The sequence below is a fragment of the Stenotrophomonas sp. 85239_Sma genome (assembly GCF_056481725.1).
In genome coordinates this window covers 818,142-833,863 of sequence record NZ_CM151163.1, presented here as the reverse complement: position 1 = coordinate 833,863, position 15,722 = coordinate 818,142, and the positions used below count along the sequence as shown (strand labels likewise).

General features: G+C 67.8%; 9 protein-coding genes and 1 tRNA gene. 5 read left to right on the top strand and 5 right to left on the bottom strand.

What is annotated here, in order from left to right:
• Positions 1-26 precede the first annotated feature (26 nt).
• The 5 genes from ACYKG1_RS03740 (at position 27) to ACYKG1_RS03720 (ending at position 11,520) form a co-directional block, all read left to right on the top strand.
• A complete protein-coding gene (locus tag ACYKG1_RS03740; RefSeq protein WP_478471896.1) occupies positions 27-2,798 on the top strand; it encodes a response regulator in 2,772 nt (923 codons plus the stop codon).
• Complete coding sequence (locus tag ACYKG1_RS03735) at positions 2,795-4,015, top strand: EAL domain-containing response regulator (protein ID WP_478471895.1); 1,221 nt, start codon at positions 2,795-2,797, stop codon at positions 4,013-4,015. Before ACYKG1_RS03740 ends, ACYKG1_RS03735 begins: the two co-directional genes overlap by 4 nt.
• Positions 4,016-4,142: 127 nt before the next feature.
• Entirely contained in the window at positions 4,143-7,370 is a 3,228-nt protein-coding gene (locus tag ACYKG1_RS03730; RefSeq protein WP_478471893.1) for a hybrid sensor histidine kinase/response regulator, read from the top strand.
• Positions 7,367-8,008, top strand: a complete 642-nt coding sequence (locus tag ACYKG1_RS03725) for a response regulator (RefSeq protein WP_262226222.1) — start codon at positions 7,367-7,369, stop codon at positions 8,006-8,008. Before ACYKG1_RS03730 ends, ACYKG1_RS03725 begins: the two co-directional genes overlap by 4 nt.
• A 263-nt stretch (positions 8,009-8,271) precedes the next feature.
• Entirely contained in the window at positions 8,272-11,520 is a 3,249-nt protein-coding gene (locus ACYKG1_RS03720; protein WP_478471892.1) for an autotransporter family protein, read from the top strand.
• Positions 11,521-11,992: 472 nt separating this feature from the next.
• Here the strand turns inward: ACYKG1_RS03720 and ychF are convergent, their stop codons facing one another.
• From ychF to ACYKG1_RS03695, 5 genes are all read right to left on the bottom strand, one after another.
• Complete coding sequence (gene ychF / locus ACYKG1_RS03715; RefSeq protein WP_100471380.1) at positions 11,993-13,084, bottom strand: redox-regulated ATPase YchF; 1,092 nt, start codon at positions 13,082-13,084, stop codon at positions 11,993-11,995.
• 105 nt (positions 13,085-13,189) lie between these two features.
• Complete coding sequence (pth, locus tag ACYKG1_RS03710) at positions 13,190-13,768, bottom strand: aminoacyl-tRNA hydrolase (protein WP_004144977.1); 579 nt, start codon at positions 13,766-13,768, stop codon at positions 13,190-13,192.
• Between the two features lie 48 nt (positions 13,769-13,816).
• Positions 13,817-14,434, bottom strand: coding sequence for a 50S ribosomal protein L25/general stress protein Ctc (locus ACYKG1_RS03705; protein WP_100471379.1), 618 nt, complete (start codon positions 14,432-14,434; stop codon positions 13,817-13,819).
• Between the two features lie 110 nt (positions 14,435-14,544).
• On the bottom strand, positions 14,545-15,504 hold the full coding sequence (locus tag ACYKG1_RS03700; RefSeq protein WP_005415400.1) for a ribose-phosphate diphosphokinase: 960 nt from the start codon (positions 15,502-15,504) through the stop codon (positions 14,545-14,547).
• 141 nt (positions 15,505-15,645) lie between these two features.
• Positions 15,646-15,722: transfer RNA gene (locus tag ACYKG1_RS03695), tRNA-Gln, on the bottom strand.

Below are 15,722 nucleotides of genomic sequence, written 5' to 3'. Positions count from 1 at the left end.
TCCGCGCCGCTCCCTAGCATCGTTGCATGTTCCGCTTCCCCCGCCCTTCGCTGCAGCAGGCCGTGCCATCGACCACCGCGTCGGTGCTGCTGCGCTGCCTGACCGTGTGCGTCTTCATCTGCCTGGCCGCCGCGGCCGGGTTCTACCTGCTCACCGCATTCACCGAGGACATCTCGACCCATCGCCGCGAGATGAACGCGGCGGCCTACAGGGCCCAGATCTATTTCGACCAGCGCGAAGCCCTGCTGCGCTACCTGGGCGATTCGGTGGTGACGGGCAACCCGGATGCAGCTGCGGCGGACAGCGATGGCATGCGCCAGGTGCCGCTGGAGGGTGCCGGCGGCCAACCGGGCCAGCGGCTGCTGTTGTCAACGCGCGCCGAGCACACGCTGCAGGCGCTGCAGACGCACCTGCTTCTGGTCGACGCCCGGGGCGCGCATTGGCTGGCCGGAGGCGAGGTCGATGTCGACCTGGCGCGACTGCCCTCGCTGCGCGTGCTTCAGGCGCGCAGCGGCAGCGTGGAGGGAGCCGACCCGGTGTACTGGCTGCGCCCGGGTGACAGTGGCGTTGCATTGGCCCAGCCGGTACAGGCGGGCCCCCATCCGACGCAGTGGCTGGTGCTGCTGCTCGATGGCGCGGCGGCGGCGAGCATGATCGACGGCCAGGGCATCGGCGGCTATGCGCTGCTCGACCGTGGCGGGCAGCCTGCATTGTCCAGCCAGGCCCCGCGGCTGGATGGTGCGGGCTGGAAGACCCTGCGGGAGCGCCAGGACGACAGCTTCGGCACGTTGTGGAGCGGCGGGCTTCCGCGCGGCGTAGCGCTGGTGAAAGGGGTCGGCAATGATGGCTGGCGGCTGGTCTACCACCTGCCGCCGCAGCTGCTGCTGGGCGACCTGGCGGTGCCTCTGCTGATCTGCGTGTTGTTGCTGCTGCTGGCCGGCCTCGCGCTGCGCCTGCTGCGGCATCGCGTGGACCTCCAGTTGATCCAGCCGGCCCTGCAGCAACACCGCCGGCTGCTGGAGAACCTGGATTTCAGTTCGACGGTGATCGACATGGCGCCGGTCGGCATCTGCGTCCTGCGCCGCAGCGACCGCGCGCTGCTGCTCTCCAACCAGCTGCTGCGCGACTGGCTTGGCGAAGAAGGCGAGCACAGCGACTGGCAGGCTCCATGGCGCGGGCATGCCGGCGAGCGCGGGCGTGGACTGGAATTCACCACCCGCGATGGTCGCCAGCTGCAGGTGCTGCACGCGGCCTGCCGCTACCAGGGCGATGACGTGCTGCTGTGCGTGTTCCATGACATTTCCCGGCACCGCCAGGCACAGGCCGCACTGTCGTCGGCACGCCAGGCCGCCGATGCGGCCAACCAGGCGAAGAGCGCGTTCCTGGCCACCATGAGTCATGAGATCCGTACTCCGCTCTACGGCGTGCTGGGCACGCTGGAGCTGCTGGGCCACACCTCGCTGGACGCCCGGCAGTCACAGTACCTGCGTACGATCGAGAGTTCCTCATCGGTCCTGCTGCAGTTGATCAGCGACGTGCTGGATGTTTCCAAGATCGAGTCAGGGCAGCTCAGCCTGGAGCCGGCGGCGTTCTCGCCGCGCGAGCTGACCGAGAGCGTGCTGCGCAGCTTTGCCGCGTCGGCCACCTGCAAGGGCCTGCAGATCCTGGTCTGTACCGACCCGCGCCTGCCGACGCGGGTGCTCGGTGATGCCGACCGCATCCGCCAGGTGCTGGGCAACCTGCTCAGCAACGCGATCAAGTTCACCGAACATGGGCGGGTGGTGCTGCGCGTGCGCCAGGTACAGCGCGAAGGTGAATCCAGCGTGCTGGCCTGGCAGGTCACCGACACCGGCGTGGGTATCGCCGCCGAAGAACAGGCGCGGTTGTTCGAACCGTTCCGCCAGGTCCGCGGCGCGGCCAGTGCACAGGGCACCGGGCTGGGCCTGTCCATCAGCGACCGCCTGGTGCGCCTGATGAGCGGCGAACTGCAGGTGGTGAGCGAGCCTGGCCTGGGCAGCAGCTTCAGCGTCCGTCTGCCCTTGCCGGTTCTGCCCACCGCAGAGGATGGCCCTGTGCTGCTACCGGAGCCGCCGATCCTGGTGCGCGGCCGCGACCGCGAGCTGGTCGACAGTGCCTGCGGCTGGCTGCGTCGCTGGGGCGCAAACGCGCAGCCCCTGCAGGGCGACCCAGCACTGCTGGACCATGACGGCGCGATCCTGATGGATGGTGAGGCCGGGATGCCGTTGGCCTGGACAGGACCCCGCGTGGTGGCGTCGATCGACGGCGGTGACCAGCCCACTGTTGCCGCCGATGGCAGCCTGGTGGTGACCCTGCACGGGATGACCGCCATCGGCAATGCATTGGCCAACGTGCAGCAGCAACGTGCGGCGCTGCCGGAGACATCGCGCGCGGCACCGCCGGTACCGATGGGCCTGCGCGTGCTTGCCGTCGAAGACAATCCGATCAACCGGGTGATCCTGGCCGAGCAGCTGCGCACCCTCGGCTGCGATGTGGAGCTGGCACAGGACGGCGTGGAAGCCCTGCAGCGATGCCGCGAGCAGTCATTCGACCTGGTGGTGACCGATATCAACATGCCGCGCATGGACGGTCACGCGTTGGCCCGCCAGCTGCGCGATGACGGCAACCCGGTGCCAGTGATCGGTGCCACCGCCAATGCCACCGCCGAGGAGCGCGAGCGCTGCCTGGCCAGTGGCATGCAGGGCTACCTGAGCAAACCCATCGACATCGCCCGCCTGCGCAAGGCGCTCAACGCCCTGCGCCAAGGAGACCCCGCATGACCCTGCGCGTCCTGATCCTGGAAGACCAGCCCTTCCAGCGTGGCTTCCTGGCCAACCTGTTCGGCAGCCGCGCCGGCGTGCAGGTCGATGCCTGCGAGGACGTGGATGCGGCCATCGCGTTGTGTGCATGCCAGCCCTATGACCTGGTGGTCAGTGACCTGCTGATGCCCGGACAGGACGGCATCCAGTTCATCCAGGCGCTGGCCGCACAGCCGCGCCCGCCGCGCCTTGCGGTAGTCAGTGCCGCGCCGCGCCGGATGATGACCTCGGCACGGCTGATGGCCGAATCGCTGGGGCTGGATGTGATCGGGCTGCTGCCCAAGCCCGTGGCCGCCGCCGATGTGGACGCCCTGTTCGAGGCCCTGGCGCAGGCGCGTCCGGTTGCCGACGACGCCCCCGCGCGCGCGGCGGCGGCACCCGAACCGGATGCATCGCAGCTGCGCCAGGCCATGGCCGATGGCAGCCTGACGGCCTGGTTCCAACCGAAGAAGTCACTGCAGTCAGGACGGGTCGTGGCGGCCGAGGCACTGGTGCGCTGGCGCCACCCCCAGCTGGGTACGCTGGCCGCTGGCAGTTTCCTGTCGGCGATCTGCCGCTACGGGCTGGAGGGCGATCTGCTGCGGATGATGCTCAAGGCCAGCATCAGCGCGCAGGCGCGCTGGCGCAGGCAAGGTTTCCGGGTACCGGTGTCGATCAACCTGCCCCCTCACCTGCTGGAGCAGTCGGATCTGCCCGACGAGCTGCTGGCGCTGACCCTGGCCTACGGCGGTACACCCGGTGAGTTGTGCTTCGAACTGATGGAAAACAGCACCACGCGGCACGTCAGCGACTTCTATGCCGGCGCATGTCGCCTGCGCATGAAGGGCTTCGGCCTGGCCCAGGATGATTTCGGGCAGGGCCTGAGCTCGGTCCACAACCTGGTCAATACCCCTTTCACCGAGGTCAAGATCGACCGCGCGCTGGTCAGCGGCTGCGCCCGCGACCCGGCCCTGCACCTGACCCTGTCAACGGTGATCGCACTGGCCAACCAGCTGGGCCTGACCATCGTGGCAGAGGGCGTGGAAAGCGATGCCGACCTGGCCGCGCTGCGCCAGTTGGGGTGCAGCCAGGTGCAGGGCTTCCTGATCTCGCAGGCGCTGCCGTCGGATGAGTTCACCCGCCTGCTGGATGAAGAAGCGCCCCAGTGGGACGACGCGCCGCGGGCCGCCCTGCGCTGACACGGATTCCACGGCGGCTTCACGAAATCATCAAGTTGCATTGACGATCCTGTCTGTGCAGCGGCGGCGGAGTTCCATCCGTTGCTGCACAAGGTGCCGCTGACCGCCCCCTGCTCCGAGACCTGCCATGCCGGCCGAGGCCGCTCCTGTACGCCGACTCGCTCGCCGCTCGCTGCGCGTCCACGCCCTGCTGATTGGCGTGGTGGTGCTGGCGACCCTGCAGGCCGGACTGCTGTTGTCGGCCGGCTCGCAGCTGTTGAACGAAGAGCGCAGCAAGATCGAGTACCACTTCCGCCGCCTGGACGGCACGCTGCGCGAGCAGGAGCGCTTCCTTCGCCAGTGGCGTCTGCATGATGTCGGCACGCGTGGGCAGCCGGTGGCCGATGCCAGCGTGGAGCTGCAACGCGGCCCCTTGTTCGCCAACTTTGCGGTGATCGGGAGCGAGGGGGCCAGTCTTTCGCCACCGACCGAGCTGGGCGACCGCTTCCTGCGCTTCTACGGCACGTTCTGGTCGGCCTCGCGCTATCCACCACCCCAATGCCTGCTGGTCGATGGCCAGGGCACGCGCGGGCTGCTGGCACCTGTACAGATCGCCGGTACCGACGCGAACCAGAACAGCCCGCATCACCTGCGCCCGGCGATCGCCAGCATCCATCAGGTCATGGGGACGCAGCCGGTGCTGCAGCGCGGTGGCATCGTCTGGGTGGGCGTGCCTTGGCGCGACCGGCAGACCTGGCTGCTGGCCATCGCCCACGCCCCGCAGGATGCGCGCCTGTGGGGTGAGGACGACAAGGACTCGCAGGCGGCGTTGGCCTGCCTGCTCGATCCCGGCCGTGTCGATGACTATCGGCAGGTGCTGGGTGTCCCGGTGTTCCAGCGGTTGTCGCTGTTCGATGCCAATGGCCAGCGCCTGCTGGGCGATGCGGCCGATGCCAGCGACGCCGGCACCTCCTGGCAGGCCGGCCTCGATGGCCTGCAGTTCCGCATGCGCAGCGAGCGCGGCTGGCTGGCGGTCTACCACGTCGGGTGGCGACAGGTGTTCCAGCACCCGCAAGGGCCCTTGCTGGGCGCGACCGTGGTCGCCCTGCTGCTGGCACTGGGTGGCACGCTGGTGCTGCGCGCGTACCGGCGTTCGGTCATCGAACCGCTGCGCAGCAACCACGCGCGCCTGCTGGAAAGCGAAGCCTTCAGTCGCACGATCCTGGACAACGCGCCGATCGGGCTGTGCCTGCTGCGCCGTTCCGATGGCAATGTGCTGCTGGACAACGCCCTTGCCCGCCGCTGGCTGGGCGAGGACCACCATGCCGGCGGCTGGCATGGCCCGTGGCGGCGGAGCGTACTGGCTGCCGGCGGCACCACGCTGGGCGATGGCCTGGCCTACGCCACGCCCGAAGGCCGCCACCTGCTGGTGACCGCGACACCGGCGCGCTATCGCGGCGAGCCGGCAGTGCTCTGCCTGTTCATTGATCTGAGCAGCCAGCATGAGGCCGAACAGGTGCTGCAGCAGGCGCGCCGCGCCGCCGACCAGGCCAACCGCGCAAAGAGCCAGTTCCTGGCCACCATGAGCCATGAGATCCGCACGCCGCTGTACGGCGTCCTTGGTACGCTTGAGCTGCTGGGGCTGACGCCACTGGATGCGCGGCAGCAGGACTACCTGGCAACGATCCAGCGTTCGTCCTCTACCCTGATGCAGCTGATCAGCGACATCCTGGATGTCAGCAAGGCCGAGGCCGGGCAACTGAGCCTGGAGCCCAGCCCATTCGATCCGGTGCGGTTGACCGAAGACGCGCTCGACTCGTACGCCGCTGCGGCCGCCAACAAGGCACTGCAGTTCTACGCCTGCATCGATGCCGACGTGCCGCCCATGGTGTGCGGTGATGCCGCGCGGACCCGCCAGGTGCTCAACAACCTGATCAGCAACGCACTGAAGTTCACCGACAGCGGGCGCGTGGTGGTCCGCCTTTCGGCACGCTGGCAGGAGCAACGCTGCTGGCTGCAATGGCAGGTGGCCGATACCGGTATCGGCATTGCCAGCGAACACCAGGCGCATCTGTTCGAGCCGTTCTTCCAGGCCAACCCGGGCACCGATGCGATGCGGGGCACCGGCCTGGGCCTGGCCATCTGCGCGCATCTTGTGGCGTTGATGGAAGGGCAGCTGCGCGTGGTCAGCGAGAGCGGCCTGGGCAGCAGTTTCAGTGTTGAACTGCCGCTGCCATCGGCACCACCGGATCCGCAGCAGTCACCCGCGCCGCAGCTGCCCGCCGGCCTGCAGATACAGGTGCGGGGCAGCGTGCGAGAACTGGTGCAATCGCTTTGCGAGCGCCTGCAGCAGCGCGGTGCACAGGCCAGCGTTTACCGTGAGGACGTCGCGGCAGGCTTGCCATCGGCGGGCGTGCTGCTCGACCTGGCCCTGGACGACTCCCTGCCCGGATGGGCGGATGGACCGCGCGTGGTCGCCTGCCGCGAAGGCGGCGTGCGGCCGCGGCAGGTCAACGGCGTCTGGCAGGTTGGCCTGCATCGGTTCGACGCGATCGTGGTCGCCCTGGCCGCAGCCAGCGGCCAGCCGCTGGAGGCCAGCGCCGAGGGGCACCTGCCAGCGACGCGTCATTTCGGCCTGCAGGTGCTGGTCGCCGAGGACAACCCGATCAACCAGGCGATCCTGCGCGACCAGCTGGAGCAGCTCGGCTGCCGCGCCGTGGTCGCCAGCGATGGCAATGAAGCGCTGGGCTACTGGCAACAGGGCGCGTTCGCGCTGGTGCTGACCGACCTGAACATGCCCGGGCTGGATGGCTACGGCCTGGCCCGCGCCTTGCGGGCACGGGGTGTCAGCGTGCCGATCCACGGCGCCACCGCCAATGCCGACCCGGCCGAACGCCAACGCTGCCAGGAATCGGGCATGCAGGGCGTGCTGGTCAAGCCGATCACGCTGGAAGCCCTGCAGCGCCTGCTGACCCGGATCGCCGACGGCGATGCGCCAGACTCTGCGATGCAGGAGCGCCGTGCGTCCACCGCATCGCACGACACGGATCCCCCGCTGCAGGTTTCCGCGAAGATGCAGTCGCTGTTTGTACAGACCATGCAGGCCGACCTGGACAGCCTGCGCCAGGCAATCGCCGCTGCCGATCCCGCCCGCGTGGCGCAGGTTCTGCACCGCATCCGCGGCGCGCTGGTGATCGTCGGTGCACCCGCGCTGGTGGACAGCGGCCTGCAGATCGAACAGTGCCTTGCCGGCGGCGATGACCTGGCCACCCAGGCGGCCGCTCTTGCCGGCTTCCAGCGACGCCTCGAACAACTGCTGCATCCGCTGCGCGTCGCTGCATCCCCTTCCCTTCCTGACGACCCGACCCTGCCATGACCACACGGATCCTCATCGCCGACGACCACCCGATCGTGCTTGCCGGCATCCGCGACGTGCTGGCCGGGGAACTGGACCTGGATGTCGTGGGCGAAGCCGCCGACCCGGCTACGCTGGTCGAGCTGATGACCCGGACCCGGCCACAGGCCGTGATCACCGACTACAGCATGCCGGGGGGCGATCGCTTCGGGGACGGCATCAAGCTGATCTCGTTCCTGCGCCGCAGCTTCCCAGAGACACGCCTGCTGGTGCTGACGATGGTGTCCAATCCATCGTTGGTTGCGGCGATGTATGCCGCCGGCGCGGGCGGCGTGGTGCTCAAAAGCCATGGATTGGGCAGCCTGGTACAGGCCCTGCGCGTGGTGCTGGCCGACCGCGTCTACCGCCCCCCGGGACTGCTGCCGGTAGCCGCGAGCGAACCGGCCGATGCCGATGCGGTCCGTGCGCGCCTGTCGCCGCGCGAGCTGGAGGTGATCCGCCTGTTCACCAGCGGCATGAGCGTGGGCGACATCGCACGCCAGCTGCAGCGCAGCGCCAAGACGGTCAGCACGCAGAAGATCAGCGCGATGCGCAAACTCGGCGTGGACAGCGACCAGGCGCTGATCGAGTACTGCCTGCAGGCCTCACTGTTCGGCTGAGGCCCACTCCTGCCTGAACCCTGCCGGCCCTGTGATGGGGACTGCAGTGGCTTTAGGAAACGCCTGATTCCATAGGACAAGGACGATTTCTAGGCTGGACGCATCCCAGCATGGTGCATGTGGCAAGCAATTGCCGCTTCGCCCGGAGGGACGGAAGTCCGATGGCGCCTGCAGGCGCCGTGGCTGTGGCTTCCGCAGCGACGCGGCCCTGCCGCGTCAGTCCGCGCAGCCTTGCTGCGCCCTGCCACAGGAAGTCCATCAGCATGAACGCCTCCCCCTCACGGCCCCGCCGTGCGTACGGGCGCGCGCGCGCCCCGCGTGTGCCCCTCATTCCCAGCCTGCTGGCTACTGCCCTGTGGGCAGCCCTGCCGGCGCATGCCGCAGACCTCACCGGCCCGCTGCTGGTCGACGACGGTGACAGCCTGCAGATGGGTGCCGACGATGTCCTCAACCACAGCGCGGGCAGCTTTGCACTCACGGTCACCGGTACCGGCAGCACTGCGCTGATCGACGGCAGCCACATCCACGTGACCGGCAATGGCAGCGGCGTGTCCGCCGCCAGCGGTGGCCAGGTGCAGCTGCGCGGCGCAACGCTGTCGATCGCACCGGCGACCGGCACGGGCTTCTATGCGCTGTATGCCAATGGTGCCGGCAGCGTGATCGATGCGCGCGACGTCGACATCGAGACCACCCGCAACGGCAGCGGCTATGGCAGCGTGCAGGCGTCCAACGGTGGCGTGATCCGCTACACCGGAGGCCGCATTGCGATGACCGGCGGCGTCGGCACCCTGGTCGGCGCCTCCGGCAACGGCAGTGAGGTTCACCTGGACACCCTGCAGATGAGCGCCGACAGTGGCGCACGCCTGCGCGCCGAAAGCGCCGGCCTGCTGACGATCCGCAACAGCCGGATCACCCTGGCTCCCGGCAGCATCCTCGCCGGCGTCGCCGTCGATGGCGTGGGCAGCCGCGCTGAGTTGTACGACACCTACCTGGATGGCGGCTGGTTCGATATCGACAGCGGCGGCAGCGTGCTGCTGGAGAACGTGGAAGCGCACTCGGTGGGTGGCAGCATGCGCCTGCTCGGCAGCAGCATCAGCAAGACCTATTCCAGCGCGGTGATCAACGGCGGCAGCTTCTACACCGTTGGCGGCTATGGCGTGAACATCAACAACTGGGGCCAGCTGACCGCCCGCGATGCGGCGTTCGATGTGCGCGAAGGCTTTTCCGGATTCTGGCTGGCCAGCGACGAGTCGCGCCTGCAGCTGACCAACAGCACCGTTGACACCTGGACCGACACCTACGGCTACGGCGTGGAGATCGCCGGCGGCGTCGCCACCGTGCAGGGTGGCCGGATCACCACGCACGGTGATGCGACCTACGGCGTGCGCGTGACCGGATCCACCGGCAGCACCGCCAGCCGCATCGAAGCCAACGGCAGCGTGATCGACGTGCGCGGCAACGGCGGCGGCGGCGTGTTCATCGGCGGCTCCACCGCCACCGCGCTGCTCGACAACGTTGCGATCCGCAGCGACGGCGAGAATGTGTTTGGCATCGTGCACATGAACACGGCGCGGCTGACCCAGGCCGACCGCCTGGACATCCGCATGACCGGCAGCAACAGCGGCGGCTATCGCTCCTACCTGACCGCGTTCGGCCCGTACTGGAACCGCGCCACCCTCAACGACAGCCACATCGAGACCGCCAGTGGCGCCGCGTTCTGGCTGCAGGGCAGCAACCACGCGTTGACCGTCAATGGCAGCGATGTGACTGCGGGCGACGGCAGCGGCCGGCTGCTGCGGGTCAGCGACACGGTATTCACCGACGGCAGCAGCGTGGCGACCAGCCGCATCGACTTCAGTGCCGACGCCAGCACGCTGCGCGGTGACGTGGTGGTCGACAGCGCCACGGCCGACGTACACATGCTGCTGGGCAACGGCACCACCTTCAGCGGTGCCCTGCGCAACGACTCCGGCTACCAGGTCGCACAGCTGGCGCTGGATGGCAGCAGCCAGTGGAACGTACGTGCCAGTTCCAGCGTCGGCACGCTCGAACACGCCGGCACCATCGCCTTCGATGCGCCGGCGGCAGACGGCTTCAAGACCGTCACCGTCAGCGGCGACTACGTGGGCAATGGTGGCCAGTGGAACTTCAACCGCGCGCTGGGCGACGACACTTCGCTGGGCGACCAGCTGGTGATCAACGGCAACAGCAGCGGCACGGCCAGCGTGAGCGTGCGCAATGCCGGCGGCACCGGTGCGCTGACCCAGGAAGGCATCCGCCTGATCACCGTGGCCGGCCAGTCGGATGCACAGTTCAGCCTGCAGGGGCGCGCGGTCGCCGGTGCCTACGACTACTTCCTGTTCAAGGGCGGTGTGTCGACCCCGGATGATGGCAACTGGTACCTGCGCTCGGAATACGTGCCGCCGGTCGATCCGCCGGAACCTCCGGATCCCCCGATCGACCCGCCGCAGCCGCCGGATCCCCCGATCGACCCGCCACAGCCGCCGGAACCGCCGGTCGACCCGCCGTTGCCGCCGGAGCCGCCGATCGATCCGCCGCGTCCGCAGGTGGAACGCCCGGAACCGGCGGCCTACCTGGCCAACCGCAGCGCCGCGCTGGGCATGTTCCGGCACAGCCTGCACGACCGCGCCGGTGATCCCGCCGCCCTGGCCGGCGCCAGCCGTGACGCCGTGGCCTGGATGCACCTTCGCAGCGCGCAGCCCGACAGCCATGACCGCAACCGCCAGGTCCAGGTCGATGGCCAGATCAGCAGCGTGCTGGTCGGCGCCGGACGCCGCTTCGAGGTGGGTGGCACGGGCGAACTGCAGGCCGGTGCGATGCTCGGCCATGGCCGCGCGCGCAATGACAGCCGCTCGCAGGTGACCGGCTACACCGCGCGTGGCGTGGTCACTGGCACCAGCGTGGGCGCCTATGCGACCTGGCTGCAGGATGCGCGCATGGAAGGCGGTGCCTATGTGGATGGTTGGCTGCAGTACGGCCGCTTCCGCAACAGCGTGCAGGGCGAAGGCCTGCAGAAGGAGCGCTATGACGCCCGCAACTGGAGTGCATCGGCCGACGCCGGCTATGTGCTGCCTCTGCGGCGCACCGCGCAGCGCGGCATCTACCTGGAACCGCAGCTGCAGGTGGTGCACAGCCGCTATGACAGCGACCGCGTGGTCGAGGCCAACGGCACGGTGGTCGAAGACCACGGTGGCGGCGAGACCAGCACCCGCCTCGGCCTGCGCCTGTACAGCCGTGGGTTGAGCGCGGCGCAAGGCCAGGTGCACCCGTACGTGGCGGTGAACTGGTGGTCCGGCGGCAATGGCGCGGGCCTGGCAATGGACGGCGAGCGGCTGCAGCGGCAGCTGCCGCGCGACATCTATGAAGCCAAGGCCGGCGTGCAGGTGGATCTGTCCGGCGGCTGGCGCGGCTGGGGTGAACTGAGCCGGCAGAGCGGCGGCATGGGCTTCCGCGATGTCGGCGCCCAGCTGGGCGTGTCGTACAACTGGTGATGCGGGACGTGCCCGGCAAGGGAGTGCCGGGCACTTTTTCCACATGCGGCGTGGAAAGCGATGGGGGTTTGGTGTGGACAAGTGCCTGCGAACCGCACGTAGCAAGCGTTTCGGGACGTGGCTGTTTTTTGTCCATGCGCCTTCGCGGTTTTCCACACCCCTCGTGGAGAGTGGTTGGGATTTGATGTGGACAAGTGGGTGGGAGTGTTGCCACGCAGGCGTTTCGAAGCATGGTGAAAAATTGTCCATGCTGCACGGGAAAGCCGTGTAAGGCCGAGCATGGGCTCGGTTCTACAGAGGCGGGCGCGGTTTTCCACATCCGCCGTGGAAAGCGATGGGAGTTTGCTGTGGACAAGTACCGGCGAACATCACACCGCAAGCGTTTCGCACCGTGGTGTTTTTTTGTCCATCACCGGAAACGCGAACGCCCCGCACAGGGCGGGGCGTCCGGGGTCAATCCAATGCCGCTGGATCAGACGTTGAAGCGGAAGTGCAGGATGTCGCCTTCCTGCACGCGGTATTCCTTGCCTTCCAGGCGCAGGCGACCGGCTTCCTTGGCGCCGGCTTCGCCCTTGTACTTGATGAAGTCGTCATACGCGATGGTTTCGGCGCGGATGAAGCCCTTCTCGAAATCGGTGTGGATGACCGCGGCGGCCTGCGGGGCGGTGGCGCCCTTGCGCACGGTCCACGCGCGGACCTCCTTCACGCCAGCGGTGAAGTAGGTCTGCAGGCCGAGCAGGCTGTAGGCCGCGTTGATCACGCGGTTCAGGCCCGGCTCGCTCAGGCCCAGGTCGGCCAGGAAGGTATCGCGGTCTTCGTCGTCGAGCTGCGACAGCTCTTCTTCGATCGCGGCCGACACCGGCACCACCTGTGCGCCTTCGGCGGCAGCATGCGCACGCACGGCTTCCAGGTGCGGGTTGTTCTCGAAACCGTCCTCAAGCACGTTGGCGATGTACATCACCGGCTTCAGGGTCAGCAGGAACAGGTCGCGCACCAGCGCCTTCTCTTCCTCGTCCAGGCCCACCGAGCGGCCGGCCTTGCCATCCGACAGTGCGGCCTGCAGCTTGGCCAGCACCGGCTTGCGCGCCGCTGCATCCTTGTCGCCACCCTTGGCCGCACGCTCGGCGCGGTTCAGCGCCTTCTCGACGCTGTCCAGGTCGGCCAGCGCCAGCTCGGTGTCGATGGTTTCGATGTCCGAAATCGGATCGACCTTGCCGGCCACGTGCACGATGTCACCGTGCTCGAAGCAGCGCACCACGTGGGTGATCGCATCGACTTCGCGGATGTGCGCCAGGAACTTGTTGCCCAGGCCCTCACCGCTGGCGGCGCCAGCCACCAGGCCGGCAATGTCGACGAACTCGACCGCGGTCGGGATGACCTTCTGCGGGTTGATGATCGCTGCCAGCTCGTTCAGGCGCGGATCCGGCACCGGCACGATGCCGACGTTCGGTTCGATGGTGCAGAACGGGAAGTTCGCCGCGGCGATACCCGCCTTGGTCAGCGCATTGAACAGGGTCGACTTGCCGACGTTGGGCAGGCCGACGATGCCGCATTTGATACCCATGGGTGACAGCTCTCTGGGGTGAAAGTGATTGGGGAAGCAGCGACATGGGCGCTGCTTTTCCAATCATTCTCCGTACCGACCAACGGTCGGTACCTACCGGGCAAATTACTTCGGGGTATGAAGCCGCTTCATTGCTTCGCTGAAATCGCCCTGCACTGCCAGCGGCAGCACGTCGATGGCATCGTCGATGGCGCGCGAAATCAGTACTTCATCGTCCTTGGAAGGGCGCCCCAGCACCCAGCCCACCACGCGGTCCTTGTGGCCGGGGTGGCCGATGCCCACGCGCAGGCGGTGGAACTTGCCATGACCGAGCAGGCGGATGGTATCGCGCAGGCCGTTCTGGCCGCCGTGGCCACCGTCGAACTTCAGCCGTGCAACGCCGGGCGCCAGGTCCAGTTCGTCGTGGGCCAGCAGGGTCTCTTCCGGCTCGATCTTCCAGAACCGCTGCGCGGCGGTGACCGACTTGCCGCTGAGGTTCATGAAGGTGGCGGGCTTGAGCAGCCACACCGTCTGCCCGGCGATCTCGACCTTGGCGGTCTCACCGAACAGCTTGCTGTCCACGTTCCATCGCGCACCGGCTTTTTCAGCCAGGGCCTCAACGAAATGAAACCCGGCATTGTGCCGGGTCCGGGCGTGTTCCGATCCGGGGTTGCCCAGACCGACGATCAGTCGCAATCCTGCCATGGTTCCTTCCAGCACGGCGCCTGCCCGGAGGCAGGCGCCGCTTGGGTATTACTCGGCAGCAGCCACTTCTTCGTCAGCCGCGTCGGCCTTGCCGGCCTTGGCGGTGACGATGGCGTCGTCGTGGTCCTTGCCCAGCGCCAGGGCCGGGATCTCCACGCCCTTCGGCAGCTTGATGTTGGACAGGTACACCACGTCACCAGCCTTCAGCTCGCCCAGGTCGACTTCGATCGACTCCGGCAGGTCCTTCGGCAGGCAGGTGATGGTCACTTCCTTCAGTTCGTGGGTGACCACGACGTCGGCAGCCTTGCCGGCCGGCGAGGTGTCTTCGTTGACGAAGTGCAGCGGGACCGAAGCGGTCAGGGCTTCGTTCTCGTTCACGCGCTGGAAGTCCAGGTGCATGATCAGCTGCTTGTACGGGTGGCGCTGCATGTCACGCAGCAGGACCTTCTGCACCTGGCCGTCCAGGTTCAGGTCCAGGATCGAGGCATAGAACCACTCGTTCTGCTGGGCCAGCCAGATCTCGTTGTGGTCCAGGCTGATGGCGACCGGCTCGGCGTTGCCGCCGTACACGATGGCCGGGATCACACCGGCGTGACGCAGGCGGCGGCTCGCACCCTTACGCTGCAGTTCACGCTTGGTGACCTTGATTTCATGGGTCTTCGACATTTTCAACTACTCAGGTTGTTGCCTCGCCTTGCGGCGTGGCGGTTGGAGGTGCTTCCGCGACCAGAAGCACCCGGGGTATGCCTCCGCCGTTGCCGGCAGGGGCGAAAAACTCAGTCGACGTACAGCGAACTGACCGACTCGCCGAAGGCGATGCGGCGCATCGTTTCGGCCAGCATTTCCGCCACGCTCAGCTGGCGGATCTTGCTGCACACCCGCGCCGCGTCCTTCAGCGGGATGGTGTCGGTCACCACCAGCTCGTCGAGCTGGGAATTGGTGATGTTGTCCACCGCCGGGCCCGACAGCACCGCGTGGGTGCAGTAGGCGGCGACCTTGAGCGCACCGCGCGCCTTGAGGGCAGCGGCAGCGGCGCACAGGGTGCCGGCGGTATCGACGATGTCATCGACCATCACGCAGGTCTTGCCTTCGACGTCACCGATGATGTTCATCACGGTGGAGACGTTGGCGCGCGGGCGGCGCTTGTCGATGATCGCCAGGTCGGCGTCATCCAGGCGCTTGGCCACCGCACGGGCGCGGACCACGCCGCCCACGTCCGGCGAGACGACGATCAGGTTCTCGGTGCCGTAGGCGCGCCAGATGTCGGCCAGCAGCAGCGGGGACGCATACACGTTGTCCACCGGAATGTCGAAGAAGCCCTGGATCTGGTCGGCGTGCAGGTCGACGGTCAGCACGCGATCAGCGCCAGCGGTGCTGAACATCTTCGCCGCCAGCTTGGCGGTGATCGGCACGCGCGAGGAACGCATGCGGCGGTCCTGGCGCGAGTAGCCGAAGTACGGCACCACGGCGGTCACGCTGGCCACCGATGCGCGCTTGAGCGCGTCGATCAGCACCAGCAGTTCCATCAGGTTTTCCGCGCTCGGCGCACAGGTCGGCTGGATCACGAATACGTCCTGCTTGCGGACGTTCTCTTCGATTTCCACCTGCACTTCACCATCGGAGAAGTGCGAGACCAGCGCCTTGCCCGGGCGAACCCCCAGTTCCTTGCAGATGTTCTGCGCCAGACGTTTGTTGGCGTTGCCGGAAAAGACCAGCAGGTTCGGGGACTCTTGCATCATGATTGTCTCGGGCGGGGACGAGTGGCGGGGATCCGGAGTCGGCAAGGACCCTGATGGACCCTTGCTGCTGACAACACCGCGGTTGTTTCCACGTCCCGCGCGGGCGATGCGCTGGGAAGGCGCGGACACAGCCGCTATTGGCAGGGGCGGTAGGATTCGAACCTACGAATGCCAGGATCAAAACCTGGTGCCTTGGGCCTCTTGGCGACGCCCCT

What these genes read in the sequence shown, in the direction of transcription:
- ACYKG1_RS03740 (WP_478471896.1), top strand. Translation starts at nt 27, where the DNA reads ATGTTCCGCTTCCCCCGCCCTTCGCTGCAGCAGGCCGTGCCATCGACC.
- ACYKG1_RS03735 (WP_478471895.1), top strand. Translation starts at nt 2,795, where the DNA reads ATGACCCTGCGCGTCCTGATCCTGGAAGACCAGCCCTTCCAGCGTGGC.
- ACYKG1_RS03730 (WP_478471893.1), top strand. Translation starts at nt 4,143, where the DNA reads ATGCCGGCCGAGGCCGCTCCTGTACGCCGACTCGCTCGCCGCTCGCTG.
- ACYKG1_RS03725 (WP_262226222.1), top strand. Translation starts at nt 7,367, where the DNA reads ATGACCACACGGATCCTCATCGCCGACGACCACCCGATCGTGCTTGCC.
- ACYKG1_RS03720 (WP_478471892.1), top strand. Translation starts at nt 8,272, where the DNA reads ATGAACGCCTCCCCCTCACGGCCCCGCCGTGCGTACGGGCGCGCGCGC.
- ychF (WP_100471380.1), bottom strand. Translation starts at nt 13,084, where the DNA reads ATGGGTATCAAATGCGGCATCGTCGGCCTGCCCAACGTCGGCAAGTCG.
- pth (WP_004144977.1), bottom strand. Translation starts at nt 13,768, where the DNA reads ATGGCAGGATTGCGACTGATCGTCGGTCTGGGCAACCCCGGATCGGAA.
- ACYKG1_RS03705 (WP_100471379.1), bottom strand. Translation starts at nt 14,434, where the DNA reads ATGTCGAAGACCCATGAAATCAAGGTCACCAAGCGTGAACTGCAGCGT.
- ACYKG1_RS03700 (WP_005415400.1), bottom strand. Translation starts at nt 15,504, where the DNA reads ATGCAAGAGTCCCCGAACCTGCTGGTCTTTTCCGGCAACGCCAACAAA.